At 43.3% G+C, this 14044-nt stretch carries 11 protein-coding genes and 1 tRNA gene; 5 read left to right on the top strand and 7 right to left on the bottom strand.

All coding sequences use genetic code 11. From position 1 onward, the window contains the following. Positions 1 to 91: 91 nt before the first annotated feature. Positions 92 to 835 (bottom strand): hypothetical protein, encoded by a 744-nt coding sequence (locus R7044_RS03545; RefSeq protein WP_005389942.1) that lies wholly within the window; start codon positions 833 to 835, stop codon positions 92 to 94. A gap of 257 nt (positions 836 to 1092) precedes the next feature. Between R7044_RS03545 and R7044_RS03540 the strand changes: the two genes are divergently transcribed. Continuing rightward, the gene (locus R7044_RS03540; protein WP_033905036.1) at positions 1093 to 1395 is read left to right on the top strand and encodes a DNA base-flipping protein; all 303 of its coding nucleotides are present in this window, start codon (positions 1093 to 1095) and stop codon (positions 1393 to 1395) included. A gap of 30 nt (positions 1396 to 1425) precedes the next feature. Here the strand turns inward: R7044_RS03540 and R7044_RS03535 are convergent, their stop codons facing one another. After that, positions 1426 to 1860: a YbaY family lipoprotein gene (locus R7044_RS03535; RefSeq protein ID WP_005378572.1), complete on the bottom strand. Its 435-nt coding sequence runs from the start codon at positions 1858 to 1860 to the stop codon at positions 1426 to 1428. 240 nt (positions 1861 to 2100) lie between these two features. Here R7044_RS03535 and tesB point away from each other — a divergent pair, with 240 nt between their 5' ends. Continuing rightward, on the top strand, positions 2101 to 2961 hold the full coding sequence (tesB, locus tag R7044_RS03530) for an acyl-CoA thioesterase II (RefSeq protein WP_005378575.1): 861 nt from the start codon (positions 2101 to 2103) through the stop codon (positions 2959 to 2961). Positions 2962 to 3029: 68 nt separating this feature from the next. On the opposite strand, the gene R7044_RS03525 is transcribed toward tesB, so the two are convergent. Both R7044_RS03525 and R7044_RS03520 read right to left on the bottom strand, forming a co-directional pair. Beyond that, on the bottom strand, positions 3030 to 6071 hold the full coding sequence (locus R7044_RS03525; RefSeq protein ID WP_182039600.1) for a cadherin repeat domain-containing protein: 3042 nt from the start codon (positions 6069 to 6071) through the stop codon (positions 3030 to 3032). A 457-nt stretch (positions 6072 to 6528) separates the two neighbouring features. Beyond that, complete coding sequence (locus R7044_RS03520) at positions 6529 to 6993, bottom strand: Lrp/AsnC family transcriptional regulator (protein ID WP_025998626.1); 465 nt, start codon at positions 6991 to 6993, stop codon at positions 6529 to 6531. A gap of 140 nt (positions 6994 to 7133) precedes the next feature. On the opposite strand from R7044_RS03520, the gene R7044_RS03515 reads away from it, so the two are divergent. Further along, positions 7134 to 8228, top strand: coding sequence for a PLP-dependent cysteine synthase family protein (locus R7044_RS03515; protein WP_005389952.1), 1095 nt, complete (start codon positions 7134 to 7136; stop codon positions 8226 to 8228). A gap of 61 nt (positions 8229 to 8289) precedes the next feature. On the opposite strand, the gene R7044_RS03510 is transcribed toward R7044_RS03515, so the two are convergent. Then, positions 8290 to 8607, bottom strand: a complete 318-nt coding sequence (locus tag R7044_RS03510) for a DUF1244 domain-containing protein (RefSeq protein WP_005378586.1) — start codon at positions 8605 to 8607, stop codon at positions 8290 to 8292. A 214-nt stretch (positions 8608 to 8821) separates the two neighbouring features. Here R7044_RS03510 and R7044_RS03505 point away from each other — a divergent pair, with 214 nt between their 5' ends. Then, positions 8822 to 9397 carry a porin family protein gene (locus R7044_RS03505; protein WP_053307492.1) on the top strand — a complete coding sequence of 192 codons (576 nt, stop codon included), beginning with the start codon at positions 8822 to 8824 and terminating at the stop codon, positions 9395 to 9397. An 80-nt stretch (positions 9398 to 9477) separates the two neighbouring features. Here R7044_RS03505 and vmeF read toward each other — a convergent pair whose 3' ends face one another. Next, complete coding sequence (gene vmeF / locus R7044_RS03500) at positions 9478 to 12591, bottom strand: multidrug efflux RND transporter permease subunit VmeF (protein WP_064353731.1); 3114 nt, start codon at positions 12589 to 12591, stop codon at positions 9478 to 9480. Continuing rightward, positions 12591 to 13685 carry an efflux RND transporter periplasmic adaptor subunit gene (locus R7044_RS03495; RefSeq protein WP_005378593.1) on the bottom strand — a complete coding sequence of 365 codons (1095 nt, stop codon included), beginning with the start codon at positions 13683 to 13685 and terminating at the stop codon, positions 12591 to 12593. The genes vmeF and R7044_RS03495 overlap by 1 nt, the downstream gene beginning before the upstream one ends. A 292-nt stretch (positions 13686 to 13977) precedes the next feature. On the opposite strand from R7044_RS03495, the gene R7044_RS03490 reads away from it, so the two are divergent. Then, a tRNA-Tyr gene (locus tag R7044_RS03490) sits at positions 13978 to 14044 on the top strand.

Genomic DNA, 14044 nt, shown 5'->3' with positions numbered 1-14044 from the left:
TATGAAATGAAGAACATATACTAATCTCCATTTTGTTCCACAACCAATTCGATACTCTGCCGCACATGTCACTTTTTACCTGACTAAAAACTCATAATTCAGCCTGTTCATCGCTACTACGTAAAATATAGTCAGTCATCCAAGCCGTCCCTAACAAACAGATCCAAACCACGAAAACAGGGTTTGGCACATCCGTGGTCGGGCTGACGACTAAGGCGGCAAAACCCACAGTCGGCAATGTCCAACATAATAATTTGCTCCAACGAATGGTATGTTGAAGCTTCGCAAGTGCTTCCATTGACGCTAACATTCCCGTCAAACTTAACGCCATAAGAACGGCGTACGGTAGGCCTGCAATCCACAAAGGGAGCAACAAAAACAACGGCCACCAGCTGTGTTTATTGGATGGCGTCCAATGCGCAGCCGACCACCACATCGCCATAACCGCAATGGTTTGAACCACTGTAACCCAAGCAGACCCATCCAGCTTACCGCCTTGCTGTGTGACCATAAGACCAACTTGCAGTGTAAGTACAATAAGACCAGCGGTGAGCAACACGCCTAAAGAGCTTCTACGAGAAAACACCACCATTAAAAGTGGGAAAAGGATCAAAACACCAACCGACAAAGCAATTGGCTGCATTGAGAGTGTCGCACCAAAAGCCATCATCGCGCCCAGCAATACTAAGCCAGCGAACCCACCTTGTGGCAGAACCCACAGCGCGGGGATCATAAGTGCAAGAACGGGAATGTCACCCTCGCTCAAACTCATCGCCCGAACGCAGACAACAGCGAGTAAGGTCGTAACGAAAAATTGAAGTGTCGATAAAATCATAGCGCCTCCTGGCTTCCCCACCTACTTGGTAACTCAACGGCAAAAACTGGGATTGAAAGTCGTTGAGAGGGTCTAGATTCAAGCTTAGCTTGCGTTTGCTTCATGCTGTTTAAGGCTCATCAACCAACGACACTAAAGAACAGAAAATGTAATTCTTCAAAGTGAGTCGCTGAAAACACAAGGGTTAAGAACCGTTAGCAATATACAAGTCCAATGGTTTACCATTCCTTAGTAATCCAAAATAGACACTTTTGAGTATGGACCAATTTTTAGCGCAAATCTTTGCTGTAATTCACCAAATTCCAAAAGGAAAAGTCTCCACCTATGGGGAAATTGCAAAAATGGCCGGTTATCCGGGCTATGCGAGACATGTTGGTAAAGCACTGGGTAACCTACCAGAAGACAGCAAACTCCCCTGGTTTAGAGTGGTAAATAGCCAAGGAAAAATATCTTTAAAAGGCAGAGACTTAGAGCGACAAAAAAAGAAATTAGAAGCAGAAGGGATTGAAGTATCGGAAGTTGGCAAAACTTCACTTAAAAAATACAAATGGCAGCCTTAAGCTGCCATTTTTTGTTCTCAGTACGTCGTATTAACGTGTTCCAACTAGACGAATATCTAATTGGTGAGTTTGTGCTTCATCTGTAATAACACCGTTATGTGTGTCGCTGATAAAACGCAGCTTTCCATCTACCTCAATGCGAGCACGAACGCTGTAACGATGGTTTGGTTTGATTTCATTGCTGTCGTAACTCAACTCAAAAGAAAGAGGAACTTGCTTACCTTCTGTTTCGAATGTCTGTTTCGCCAACACTTTTGCTGGCGCATCCGCCAAGGACACATCTTCTAACGCAATAGTAACCACTGCGTTTGGTGGCAAGGCAATCCGCTCGCGATAAGCCACTGTACCTGTAATCGTCTTCATTGACGCCTCTGTAGATTCCATTTCTGTATTTTGAGAAGTTTGGCAACCCACTAACGCAGCCCCAAAGAGTAGAGAAGTAACAAGTAGTAGTGTTTTTTTCATATATTCCTCGAAAAGAGCATTAAACCGAAGCAATTATAGGTGTGGAATATAAAACTGTCTGCTTCCTGTCATTTTATTTGACAATAGTTTGACTGAGTTAGAATTTATCAAACAATTGATTTTGTTTCATAATTGGAACAATACTATTTCTAAGTTACTCAATAGTTCTTAACTATGCCACTTCACAAGAGTGAGGCTGTTGAGGTAACTTGGAATGAAAGACAACGGTGAGGAGACACAATGAGTAAACCACTACGAGAATTGCTCAGCCTACTACAACTCGAAAAATTAGAAGAAGGCTTGTTTCGTGGCCAAAGTGAAAACCTAGGTTTGCCTCAAGTTTATGGCGGTCAAGTAATTGGGCAAGCACTTTCTGCTGCGCGCTACACCGTTGAAGAAACACGCACGGTACACTCCTTCCATAGCTATTTTTTGTACCCTGGCGATCCAGAAAAACCTATTATTTATGACGTAGAAAATCTGAGAGATGGCCGTAGCTTTAGCACTAGACGCGTAAAAGCAATTCAAAATGGACGCCCTATTTTTTACCTAACCGCATCCTACCATGGCGATCAACCTGGGTTTGATCATCAAAAAGAAATGCCAGATATCCCTGGTCCAGAAAACTTTGCCTCAGAGAGTGAGCTCGCAAGCCATATTGCAGAATTTCTACCCAAACGCTTACGCAAAACATTTTGCGGGGAAAAGCCAATCGAAACTCGCCCCGTTACGGTTATCAACCCTTTGAAGCCCAAAAAAGCAGAACCCAAACAGTACCTTTGGATTCGTGCTAATGGTGAAATGCCAGAGAATCAGCTAATTCACCAGTACCTTCTGGCCTACGCATCCGATTGGGGATTCCTTGTGACAGCAATGCATCCACATGAAGTCTCATTAATGACGCCTAACTTTCAAGTGGCCACCATTGACCACTCTATCTGGTTCCATCGTCCGTTTAAGATGGATGAATGGCTTCTATATGCGATAGAGAGCCCAACGGCGAGCAATACTCGTGGGTTGGTCCGAGGCGAAATATACAACCAGCAAGGTCACTTAGTGGCGACCGCCGTGCAAGAAGGGGTGATGCGCTACACGAAATAGCTCGTGTTCGTTACACGAAAAAAGGAGTGCTGTTCCGCACTCCTTTTTTAATGGGTATCAAACGATGATTAATTTGGTTGATACTTCATGTTAACAACCGACCATTCGTAAAGTGATTTCGGGTAACCATATTCGCCTTTCCCGTAAATGACATTTGGGTCGGCATAGAATCCACCTTTATTCGTTGCTAAAAATTCACGAACCCCACGACGGTAAGTAATCACAGGTGCTACTAACTCATACTCTACCTTTTCCATCTTCGAGTCATCAATTACTAAGAACCGAGTCATACGAATCGTGCTGCCGTTGGTGCAGTACCCTGGGTCATCATAGTCAATTGCTTCAAAAGGCTTGAGATCATCTTCGAACAGCTCTGATGTACATCCATCAAATCGAGCTAAGTGTACCCACGCTCCTTTTATTAGAGTTTGGTCATCGTTACCCACCGGCTTGAATGCAAGTAGTGCAATCTTACCTTTGCCGTATAGTTTCAATTCTTCGTCCGTTGGCTCACGCACTGAACGAACGTTCATCAAACCAAACTCACTTTCTTCTAAGTTAGAAAACTCACGTGCATTTAGCGTGCTAAACAATACTGTTTGTTCAGTTTCAAGCAATGTATATTGATCCGCAACACCTTCATCTGCAAAGCTTAGATACAGCTGGACTTTCTTACTTTCCAACGCTTTGTAATCTCGAGATTCTCCTTCAGAAACGTCGAGAGAAATCCAACGTCTTTTTACTGGCGGGAGGTCAAGTAACGTCAGCTCTTCCTTATCAACATCTAATGAAGCGACTCCTTTAATTGTTGAGCTGGATATTTGATAGCTGCGGTTTCCTATTGGTGTACCAAAGTCTAGCTTAACCTTTTTAAATGGTTCAAATTCCACCTTCATTGTAGAAGCACTTAAACCAGGGTGATTCGCTTTGTTAATAGTGCCATTTACGACGATTGTTTTAGCTTTGTAGTTGCGTCCAGTAAGAGTAACCTCTACTTGGTACTCGCCTGCGTGCAAAATCTTCAAACGCCCCGTATCAGGGGAAACTAGCTCGACCACAGGATCTTTTTGGTTAATAAGACGGTAACTTGCCTTCGCAGTCCCACCACTCATCACTGGTGAGATAACACTACCAGCGGAGAATTCTACCGTTGGGTAAGTAACCGATACAGGGTTTGTGCCTTGTTTAATCGTGACCGAGAAGCTACTTTCACCCGGATCCACTTTGTCGTCCCCCGCATCCGAAACAATAATTTTTGTGCTACCCGCGTTAAGAATTTGCATGGCACCCGTTTGGCTGTTTAAGGAAACTACATCTGTTGCTGCGTTGTCTGCAAATCGGTACGTAACTTCCCCAACCGTACCAGAGATTTTCGGCGCAACAAATGTTTGGCCAACCTTCCAAATCTCTTCCACATCGGATTGAACTTCAATTCGGCTCGGCGCACTCAAAATTGTCACGTAGACTTTTTGATCAGGACCAACAGTATAATTCGCGCTCTCTTTTCTGCGCACAGTTAGCGTCGCTTTACCCGCTTTATACACATGGAGACGTCCTTCACTAAAACCACCGACAACATCTGGTGCGGTGTTATCTACAATCTCAATTTGCTCGTCAGCACTCAAACCAAAATCACGGTGAAGATCAAAACTGTATTTGTTGCTGTATACAACGTCATAATCGTGCGTTGCCATGGGTTGGCCTTCAGCCTTTGCAACTTTAATGACGACATTAAATTGAATAGGTTGGTAGAACTCCCCACCATCGTCTTCAAACTTAAGGTCGTACTCACCCGCAGTCACTACCTCCAACTTGCCGTCAGTCATTCGTAAGCCATTAGGTAAGCTGCTAACTAGATTTACGTTACCTTTTTGCCCTTTAAACGCCAGAGGGATTGAAAGATTTGGTTGATAGGTAAGCGGCATTTCAATGTCTTTTATAACGGGATGAGGCGCGCGATTAACTTCAAGATCAAAGCGAGTTTTGCTTGCAGGATAATTACGCATGTCATGCTCGTAAATTTCCACTTCAGCAGCACCAACACCTTTGATCAGTAATGCTTCACCATTTTCAGTTTTAGCGACAACGTCTTCACCACGAATGATTCTCAGCTCATAGTCACCGTAGGCGTTCGTCACCTTAGGGAAAATTCGTCCACCTTCCTCATAAGTTGTGACGATATCCGCTGCGCTGATTTCTTGACGCTTGCCTTGTTTTATATCCACAAAAAATTGCGCTGTTTGCTGTTTATCCAGAAACGCGTCGCTGTAAGTTGCAGTCGCTTCAACCGTTAATCGACCAACATTATGAACAAGAAGCAAACCCGTTTCAGGATCTAGCAACTCGGCCACCTTGCTGTCTGGTACGCTATTTATAATTTTGTAAGAAATACGTTGCGTTTGAGCTTTATCTAGACGCACTGGTTCTAACGTCAAACCTTCTCGATACTCGTCTTCAAGCAAAGCGAACTGTAATTGCCCCGGAGCTACTGCATGCAGTTTAACCGTAGCGCGAACTTGTTTCGGCAAGTAAAAGTCGTTACCTGAATCAGTAATCAGCACCGATGCCTGACCAACTGAACCTAATGAATATACCGAACCGTTCTCATCAACACGAATCAAGTTATGACCACTTTCTACCTCATAACTCAGTTCGCCTTTTTGGCCACGGACGATCAACGCTTTTCCTTCTGACTCAATCGCATTGAAATTCAGATCACTCACTGAAAGTTCAGTATTGATGCCTCGCTCTACAGTGACAGAAAATCTTGCTTCAGAAGATTCATAAGCAGAGCTACTATCTGTAGCAAGAATAGTCGCCGTTCCTGGGCGCAGAATTTGTAGTATTCCTGAGTCATTAATTTTCACGACATTTGGCGGATTAGAGTCAATGACTTGGTAAGATACCGACCCATGTACATTGCTCAGTTTTGCTTCAGTAACCGTTCCCACTCCTTCAAACTTCAATACCGTGTCTTCCACTTTTAATTGCGGACGGTTCTGCTTTGTTATCGTAGTTGGTGTCTTCGTATTGTTCGGCTTAGAGTCTCCCCCACCGCCACAGCCAGCGAGTAAAGCTGCGAGAAAAAGCAAATAGTAATTTCTGTTCATTTTTAGTAATACTTTGTTACATACAAGATGGGGCGATAATAATACGATGTTTTATTAATCACTATCCCCATTTTTGAGTACTTTATTACTTAAGTAATTGCTACTGTATTAATCCTAAAAATAAATACTCAAAAATAGCGACCAAATTACATGAAAACACAAAAAGCAAACGTTTAAATCAAGCTCTTCCATTAATTTAGTAAAAATTAATATTCAATAAAATAAAACATGAAAAATAAAGAGAAAAAATTGCGTTATTTTTTCTTTCATTATGATGTATAGGATTAATGGACTGCAAAAACAAATGGTTAATGAAAAATAGAAGAGAGAATAAATATCGTTTATATTTATAAAATATCTGGTAGGAAATAGTTTTAAAAGCATAATCAAACTACCTTTTAATATTTAAAATACTAAAAGGTAGAATTAACATTAGATAGAATTCTTATAGGGCGAGTTATTTTAGGATTGGTAACTCTGTTGTGTATTTAATGGACTCCATAGCAAATGTTGAAGTCACATTAGATAGCCCTTTTACGCTATTAACTAACCGCTTATAGAATTCGTCAAAACACTTCATATCTTTGACTAGTACTTTCATCATGTAGTCATACTCGCCAGCCATACGATAAAACTCCATTACCTCAGGAAAGTCACTCACAGTTGTAACAAAATGGTGATACCAACCTTCGGAATGATCAATCGTTTTTAACTGAACAAATGCAATGAAAGATAGCTCGAGCTTTTCTGCACTTAACAACGCCACGCGTTTTTCGATGTAGCCCTCTTCTTCCAACCTTTTCAAGCGCTTCCAGCATGGTGTTGTAGTAAGATTGACTCGCTCAGCCACGTCATTTAATGACAAGGTGCTGTCGGTTTGTAGTAAAGCAAGCAGCTGCTTATCTATTCGATCTAAACTCATTTCTATAAAACCCATAAAATGTAGAAAATTTTTCTACAAAAATCTTTATTAAGAGTAACAATAGCAAAGTTTTTCTCGAAAATTATAGATAAATTATCCCTATCTAATACTTATCTATCGATTTCCCAAGGAGAGACGCCATGTGTACTGACCACAATTGGATCAACAATGCAGTGCGTAAAATTGAAGCAGACTTCCAACGTTCTGCTGATACTCATTTATTTAAACTTGAACTGCCTTCTCTTGATGGTATCGATATCTACCTAAAAGATGAGAGCACGCATCCAACAGGCTCTCTGAAACACCGATTGGCACGCTCGTTGTTTCTTTATGCGATTTGTAATGGATGGATTGGTCCTGAAACCACTGTAATCGAGGCGTCCTCAGGCAGCACTGCCGTTTCGGAAGCGTATTTTGCGCGTTTACTTGGCTTACCGTTCATTGCCGTCATGCCGAAAACCACTGCACGTAAAAAGATCGAACAAATTGAATTTTACGGTGGTAAAGCGCACCTTGTTGAACGATCAGATCAGATTTATGACGAGTCTCGACGCTTGGCTCAAGAACTAAATGGTCACTACATGGACCAGTTTACTTATGCTGAACGCGCTACTGACTGGCGCGGTAACAACAACATCGCGAACTCTATCTTTAGCCAAATGGAGTTAGAAGATCACCCGATTCCTAGCTGGGTAGTGATGAGTCCTGGAACAGGCGGCACATCAGCAACCATTGGCCGTTTTATTCGTTACCAAAAATACGACACTAAGCTTTGCGTGGTAGACCCTGAAAACTCAGTGTTTTACGATGCTTTCCAGTCAGGAAATCACTCATTGAAAGGCGATACTGGCAGCAAAATTGAAGGTATCGGGCGACCACGTGTCGAACCAAGTTTTATTGCTGGTGTCATTGATGAAATGCGCAAAATTCCAGACGCAGCCAGTGTGGCAACCGCCCATTGGGTATCTCAGCTGATTGGGCGTAAAGTCGGCGCATCAACAGGCACCAATCTTTACGGTGTGCTGCAATTGGCTTGTGAGATGAAACAACGCGGTGAGAAGGGTTCTATCGTGACGCTTCTATGTGATTCTGGAGAGCGTTACCTAGATACGTATTATGACTTAACATGGGTAAAAGAGAACATCGGCGATATTCAACCTTACTTAGCTCAACTCGAAGTCATTCAAGCAAAAGGTTGCGTTGAGCCAGCTTGTTGCGGCTCAACTAACGCTTAACGTGCAAACTGGACTTTAAAAAACAGCCCAACTTCATGTGGGCTGTTTTTATCGCTGGGTTTTACTTTTTCTGGCGCGCTTCAAACGCAGCCAATTGTTCTGGCGTTGCCGCTGGTTGATGATTTTGTTTCCATTCATCGTAAGTCATGCCGTAAACACGTTCGCGAGCGTCATCAATATCTAAATCCAAACCGAGATTTTCAGCCTCAGATTTATACCATTTGCTAAAGCAGTTGCGACAGAAGCCCGCAAGGATCATCAGGTCGATGTTTTGTACGTCTTTGTTAGCATCTAAATGCGCCAATAAACGGCGAAATGTCGCCGCGTCTAACTTATCTTGTTCTTCTTGAGTCAAGTTTTTGTATTTGAATTCAGCCACTTTCCTTTCCTTCTCTCTTATTTAGCTAGCTTTCGTCACCATATCTAGTTAGTCGGTAGTCATGAGTAAGAAGTATGCTTTAGCGCAACAATTCCCATTCTAAAATCACTACCTTTGATAAAAGCTGATATGATAATTACCATCCATCCTATTGATTAAATTAACATTTAAACAAATCATTACAACGGTCTTTTACCAAGGTTATCGTCTAGTTATGAAAAACGCCATTCTATTATTGTCTGCCTTGACCATTAGCGTGCCAACTTTAGCTGCTCAAGAACAAGCTCATCAATCTTATTTTTATCTGGGTACTGGTAACGTTGGTTTTGATACACCGTATTTCGGCTCGGATAGAGACAATGAGTGGTCAACACCACATATCACAGTTGGCTGGGGTTACCATATAAACCAATACCTCGCGTTTGAAGGGGTTCTGCGCTATTCACAAAATGAACTTAAGAACGATGCTCTAAAAACTGACTTAGATCTTCACTATTACCAAGCAGGTATGTCTGCTGTTGTAACAAGTGATAACTTAGGCGATACGCCGCTGTCACTGTTTGGTCGCGTAACTGCGCTTGGCACTCAAGCTGAAATGTATGTTCCAAACGAACAAAAAGTCACAGATGATTCAGGCGCGCTATTCAACATCGGTGCTGGTGTCCATTGGGATATGAGCAAAGATATCTGGTTACGCGCAGAGTACATTTATAATGTCGCGGATATGGGTTTTGAAGATTTTTACGACAGCTACGAAGGTGTACAAATCAGCCTAGGGAAACGCTTCTAATCGAACGCTTCCGAGCTAACTTTAAACCGATAAAGAGAAGCCGAGGTTATTACCTCGGCTTTTATGTTTTAACGTTTGATTTAAGGGTGCGCTATACGGCCCTTCGTATCATGGCTAATTGCTTTTTTTAACTCTGCTTCTACATGACCTGGTGCTTGTGTTTTCGCCGAAATCAATCGGTACATTGCCGGGATAACAAACAAGGTCACCAATGTCGCAAACCCCATCCCGAAAAAGATTACCGTACCCACGGCAATACGGCTCTCATAACCCGCCCCTGTCGATACTATCAACGGAATTGCGCCAGCAAGTGTGGTAAACGCAGTCATCAAGATTGGACGTAGACGTCGCGCAGCTGCATCAATGATCGCTTTTTCAAACCCAACGCCACGATCACGTAGCTGATTGGCAAATTCTACGATCAAAATACCGTTTTTCGTCACCATACCAATCAACATGATCATGCCGATCTGGCTATAAATATTCATACCTTGGCCCATAATAACCAAACCAAGGAAGCCACCAAATACACCCATCGGCACCGTAAACATGACCACTAACGGGTTTACGAAGCTTTCAAACTGAGCCGCCAACACGAGATACGCCACTAGTAGTGCCAATGCAAACACAACAGCAACACTCGCTTGGTTCTCTTTAAAGTCTTTCGACTCCCCCGAATAACTCACCGAAATGTCACCCGGTAAGTTGTCGATGGCTTCCTGGTCTAGGTAATTCAGCGCATCTCCTAATGTATAACCTTCCGACAGGTTGGCAGTAATAGTGATGGACTTCTGTTTGTTGTAGTGAGAAAGACGAATAGAGGCCGCCACTTCTTCAATTTTTGTGACCGCATCTAACGTCACTAGCTGACCGCTATTCGTGCGCAGATAAATCTGACTTAAATCTGCAGCATTATTAAAGCTATTTTCATCACCGCGAAGATACACATCGTACTCTTCGCCACGTTCAACATAAGTCGTTTCGCTTTTACCACCGAGCATGATTTCTAGGGTGTCAGAAATGTCTTTAACACTGACTCCTAGCTCTGCGGCACGCTGTCGGTCAACTGTAACCAATAACTCAGGCGTTTTTTCCGAGTAATCTATCTCTGCTCCTTCCATCATTGGTGATTCTTCTGCTTTGTTCTTTAGCATTTCAGCCCAAACAACGAGCTCATCGTAATCAGAGCCGCCTAATACGAACTGAACTGGCTCACTCGAACCACCTTGGAAACCTGGCATAAATGGGAACACTCGAACATCTGGGATACCTGCCAATTCTTTCCGTACTTTGTTAAGGGCTTGCTGAGCCGTGATATCACGTTCGTTCCAATCTTCTAGAATCATGATCACAAAGCCTGTCTGGTCTCCTGCCTGGCCACCAAACGCTGGCGTTTGGATGCTGAATGACTTCAGATAACCTTGCCCTAGTAATGGCATCAATCGGTCTTCGACAATATCCATATTGGCTGACATACGATTGTATGACGTAGCGTCTGCACCGCGCACAAACGCGAATATCACACCGCGATCTTCTTGTGGGGTCAGCTGGGCCGGTACCTGATTCATCAAGAAATAGCTACCGCCCAAACAAGCTAGAATCACCAGCGGAGCAGCCCAACGTACTTTCAATGCACCTTTCAATAATGCGCGATAGCCACTCTCAAGCTTGCTAAACAAGCGATCAACCGCTTCATTGAATCGATTTGGTTTTACATTCGCTTTCAAAATCTGACTACCTAATACAGGAGTCAGCGTCAGGGCAATCAAAGAGGAGAATATGACCGACATAGCCAGCAATACAGAAAACTCTGTAAATAGTAGACCTACCATGCCATCCATAAAAGAGATCGGTAAGAACACCATCACCAGCACTAATGTTGTTGCTATAACAGCAAAACCAACCTCTCTTGTGCCTTTATATGCGGCGAGTAATGGCGATTCACCGCGTTCAATATGGTGGAAGATATTCTCTACAACCACAATTGCGTCATCCACCACCAAACCAATCGATAATATCAACGCCATCAAGGTGATCAAGTTGATAGAAAACCCAAAGTAGTACGCGGCAATGAACGAAGAAATCAGAGAAACAGGTACCGTAACCGCAGGAATTAAGGTTGCACGAGCTTGGCCGATAAAAATGTACAATACCAAAATCACCAAGCCGCCCGTGATAAATAGCGTGCTGTACACCTCTTCGATTGAACGCTCGATAAACACTGTCGCGTCGTAATCTATCGCAAGACGTGTACCTTCTGGTAAGAACTTCTGGATGTTATCGACTTCAGACCTAACCAGCTTCGCTACTTCTAACGGGTTTGCGTCTGACTGCGGTACCACACCAAGACTGATGTTTACTACACCATCACTTTTGAAGGTTGAGTTTTCGTTTTCTGCACCAATGAAGACATCTGCTACATCTTTTAAATAGATAGGTGTATTGTCGCTTGCGCGTTTAATGACAAGATATTGAAAATCTTCAGGCGTGTTATAAGTACGAGCCGTACGCACGGACATTACTGTTGAGTCGTTGCGAACTTCACCACCTGGGCTTTCTAGGTTCTCACTTCGTAAAGCTGATGTAATGTCCGAAGCTGTAACTGAACGTCCAGCCATTAGTTCTGGCTTAAGCTTCACGTACATGACCTTGTACAAACCACCGGAGAGATCAATGGAGCTAACCCCAGAGATCAGGCTAAAGCGGTCCATCAATACACGTTCGGCATAATCGGTTAATTGAGTACGGTCCATCTCTGCAGAACTGAGATTGATGTAGAGCGACGCCTCTCCCGAGCCATTGTTCTTATAAACAATAGGGTCATCCGCTTCATCAGGTAGCGAGCGCTGAGCACGAGCTACGGCATCACGCACGTCGCTCACACCTGTGTTGAGATCGTAACCTAACTCAAACGTGATCGTGATACGCGACATGCTGTTACGAGTAGTGGAGCTAATTTCATCAACTCCACTGATCCCAGAAAGCTGGTCTTCCAAAACAGAGGTAATTTGGCTTTCAATAATAGTCGCCGATGCACCCTCATAACGCGTACTGATAGAAACGACTGGGCTTTCTATATCAGGCATTTCACGAACGGCTAATTTGGTGAATGACACAAAGCCAAACACACACAACAGCATGCTCAGAACCAACGCCGCGACAGGGCGTTTAACTGAAACGTCGGACAGTAACATTAGTTTTCTTCCTCATCCGATTCACTGTCATTGCGTGTCACATCCGTGGTGTTCGCTTTTAGTGGCGCGACAATTTCTTTCACTTCGACACCATCACGCATGTTAACAATGCCTTGAACCACAATCTTGTCACCAATCTCAACACCAGATTCGATCACCACCTCGTTACCAACACGAGCACCTAGCGACACTTCTTGACGAGTAGCTTTGTTATTTTCATCAATTACATATACAAAACGTTTAGTTCCGGAGTATTCAAGTGCTTGAACAGGAATGATTGGCGCCTTAATAGCAGGAAATGCTAGTGAAGCGTTCATCAACATGCCCGGCTTCAATTGATTTTCTGGGTTATCAAACTCAATACGCACGCGAAGATTCAGTGTTTCGGCGCTGATCCGCGTATCAATACCTGTGACTTGACCAGTAAAGGTCTGGCTACCCCATGCACTGGTTTTAGCGATGACTTCCATACCAATAGAAAGCATCGATAAATAGCGCTCCGGTACTTGTAAATCCAGTTCCATGACGGAAAGATCATCCAACGTCAAAAGTTCAGTACCCGCACTGACCATTTTGCCGCGGCTAAAATCGATAAAACCAACAGTGCCAGAAAATGGGGCAGTAATATGGAGGTCAGCTAAATTGGCTTGAGCAGCATCAAGCCTCGCTTGTGCTATTTCAACACTGGCTTTTTGTGCATCGATTTCAGTTTGAGTAATCGCATTCCGCTTAACCAAACGTTGGAACTCTTTTAACTTACGCTGTTCATCTTTAAGGTACGCCTTTGCCTCAATCAAAGCGGCTTGAGCCTTATCGTCATCTAACTTAATTAATAGCTGGTCTTGCTGGACATTTTGATTCGCTTTAACAGCGATTTGATTCACTTTGCCGGCGACTTCCGATGCGACAACCACAGACTCCGCTGCCTTTAATTTGCCGATAAGAGTTAAGGATTGATTGATCTCGTGCGTTTCTACTTGTTCAGTCACAACGGTAACCGCTGAGCCTCCTCGCATCGCAGCGCAAACCGATGGAGAACTCAGTAATATAGAAAGCGTTAAAACAGATAACGATAACGTGGCTTTCATGCTCATGATATTGACTTCTAAACGAATAAACTTATGTCATTAAACTGCTTACAGTTTATCAGTAGATACGGTGTTTAACGTCAAGTAGTGTAAATTCAAGTAAAAAGCGCGCTTCTCTTCTGTTCAAAGGACAAACAAAACGCTGACTTTCTACCATCTTTGCCCAAAAAGACAGCATTCAACGTAAAAACGTAAGAAAAACGCTTTACAGCCTGAGCGAGTTTGCTATGATTCGCTCCGCACTTGGGAGATGAGTTGGGAAAACATCTTACTAAGTATAAAAATCCTCTGGAGGGGTTCCCGAGTGGCCAAAGGGAGCAGACTGTAAATCTGCCGGCACTGCCTTCGATGGTTCGAATCCGTCC

Source organism: Vibrio sp. 1402 (genome assembly GCF_033340275.1).
This window is presented reverse-complemented; position numbering and strand designations above follow the sequence as displayed.

What these genes read in the sequence shown, in the direction of transcription:
- R7044_RS03505 (WP_053307492.1), top strand. Translation starts at nt 8,822, where the DNA reads ATGAAAAACGCCATTCTATTATTGTCTGCCTTGACCATTAGCGTGCCA.
- R7044_RS03525 (WP_182039600.1), bottom strand. Translation starts at nt 6,071, where the DNA reads ATGAACAGAAATTACTATTTGCTTTTTCTCGCAGCTTTACTCGCTGGC.
- R7044_RS03545 (WP_005389942.1), bottom strand. Translation starts at nt 835, where the DNA reads ATGATTTTATCGACACTTCAATTTTTCGTTACGACCTTACTCGCTGTT.
- R7044_RS03495 (WP_005378593.1), bottom strand. Translation starts at nt 13,685, where the DNA reads ATGAGCATGAAAGCCACGTTATCGTTATCTGTTTTAACGCTTTCTATA.
- R7044_RS03535 (WP_005378572.1), bottom strand. Translation starts at nt 1,860, where the DNA reads ATGAAAAAAACACTACTACTTGTTACTTCTCTACTCTTTGGGGCTGCG.
- R7044_RS03515 (WP_005389952.1), top strand. Translation starts at nt 7,134, where the DNA reads ATGTGTACTGACCACAATTGGATCAACAATGCAGTGCGTAAAATTGAA.
- R7044_RS03520 (WP_025998626.1), bottom strand. Translation starts at nt 6,993, where the DNA reads ATGAGTTTAGATCGAATAGATAAGCAGCTGCTTGCTTTACTACAAACC.
- tesB (WP_005378575.1), top strand. Translation starts at nt 2,101, where the DNA reads ATGAGTAAACCACTACGAGAATTGCTCAGCCTACTACAACTCGAAAAA.
- vmeF (WP_064353731.1), bottom strand. Translation starts at nt 12,591, where the DNA reads ATGTTACTGTCCGACGTTTCAGTTAAACGCCCTGTCGCGGCGTTGGTT.
- R7044_RS03540 (WP_033905036.1), top strand. Translation starts at nt 1,093, where the DNA reads ATGGACCAATTTTTAGCGCAAATCTTTGCTGTAATTCACCAAATTCCA.